Below are 1629 nucleotides of genomic sequence, written 5' to 3' on the forward strand. Positions count from 1 at the left end.
ACACGGGCGGCGGCGCCGTCCCGCCGCGCCCTGCTGGGCGGATCGGCGGCCCTCGCGCTGCCCGCGCTGCCCCTTCTCGGCGGCTGCCGGGCGGTGCGGCCCGCGAAGGCCGACACGGCCGCGCTGCCCGTCCTGGTGGCCGCCATCACGGCCGAGCAGGAGCTCGTGGCCCGCTACGAGGCCGCGCGGTCGGCCCACCCGGACCTGGCCTGGCTGCTCGATCCCGTCCTCGCCCACCACCGTTCGCACCTGACGGTGCTGCGCCGCCACTACGTGCCCGGTTCGGGGCGGCGGGCGGACGAGGGCGGCCGGATCCCGCCGTCCGCGCAGGCCACGCCGCCCGCCGGGGGGAAGGCCGCGGTCCTGGCCGACCTGCGGCGGGCCGAGACGGCCGCGGCGGTGCGGCTGACGTCCGCCGTCGCCAAGGCCGACGCCGGGCTCGCGCAGGTGCTGGCGAGCATCGGCGCCTGCGAGGCCGGGCACGCCGAGGCCCTCGGGAGGGCCTAGTGCACGGGCTTGGAAGCACGTCGGCACGCGAGCTGACGGCGGGAGCGGACGACTACGGGCGCTGGGCCCCGGCGGGGGCGGATGGCTGCGGGCGCGGGCTCACGGCGGGTGCGGGTGGCTGCGGGCGCGGAGTGACGGCTGGGGCGGGGGGATGACGTGGGCGAGGTGACGGTGGCGTCGGCGCTTCAGGAGGCGCTGAAGGCCGAGCACGCCGCGGTGTACGGGTACGGGGTGCTCGGCGCGCGGCTCCGCGGGGCCGCGCAGGCCAACGCCCGCACGGTCTGGGACGACCACCGGGCCCAGCGGGACGAGCTGATCTCCCGGCTGGCGGCGATGGGCGTCCGGGCCGTGGCCGCCGCGCCCGTGTACCGGCTGCCGGTGCGCCCGTCGTCCGGACGGACGGCGGCGCAGCTCGCGGCGGTGCTGGAGCGCGAGGTCGTAACGGCCTACGCCGGGCTCGCCGGGGCGCCCGATCCGGCGCTGCGGACGATGGCGGCGCGCGAGATGCAGCAGGCCATGACGCGGTCGGTGCGCTGGCAGGCGATGGCGGGGACGGGCCGCGTGACCGGGCCGTCCAGCGCCTTCCCGGGGCTGCCGGGCGGCTCGCTGGACCCGGCGCCGGAGCCGGGCGGCTCGGGAGGCTGACCGTCCTCCATCCCCGGTGTGCGTGGGAACTGCGAGGCTCGGATCCGCGTTAGTCCGTTTCGCACGGGTACTGGGGCCATCGGGGGAGGAATCCAGACACATGACAGTGAACAAGACCGAGACCGCATCCACGAACATGTCCGGTTCGGAGTCGAAGGCCGGGGCGTCGGCCGTGTCCCCGCTGGAGGAGCTGAGGGCGGCCTACCAGGCGCAGCTCGCGCACCTGGCGGCCGAGCGCGACGAGGCCCGCCGCCAGGCGCGCCGGGCCAAGGCCGAGGCCGACGTGGCCCGCGCCGACCTGGCCAGCCTCCAGGCGCGCATCGACCGCCTGCTCGGGACCGTCCGCGACCAGCTCGGCCTGCCGGTCGGGACCGACGCCGACCTCGCGCAGAAGAAGCCGGCGGGCACGGCCGGGGCGGCGGGCGGCGCCGACGCGGCGGCCCAGTCCGCGGCCAAGGCCGACCGGCCGGAGAAGGC

At 78.3% G+C, this 1629-nt stretch carries 3 protein-coding genes; all 3 read left to right on the top strand.

The window, feature by feature from the left end:
- The coding region (locus DZF91_RS24020; RefSeq protein ID WP_117359570.1) for a ferritin family protein at positions 1-507 on the top strand (507 nt) is incomplete at its 5' end.
- Positions 508-663: 156 nt separating this feature from the next.
- Positions 664-1152, top strand: coding sequence for a ferritin-like domain-containing protein (locus DZF91_RS24025; protein ID WP_235834513.1), 489 nt, complete (start codon positions 664-666; stop codon positions 1150-1152).
- A 100-nt stretch (positions 1153-1252) separates the two neighbouring features.
- Positions 1253-1629, top strand: a 377-nt coding sequence (locus DZF91_RS24030) for a hypothetical protein (protein ID WP_199486848.1), incomplete at its 3' end; no start/stop codon positions are given.

Origin of the sequence: Actinomadura logoneensis (assembly GCF_003428695.1) — a bacterium.
Lineage (GTDB): Bacteria > Actinomycetota > Actinomycetes > Streptosporangiales > Streptosporangiaceae > Spirillospora > Spirillospora logoneensis.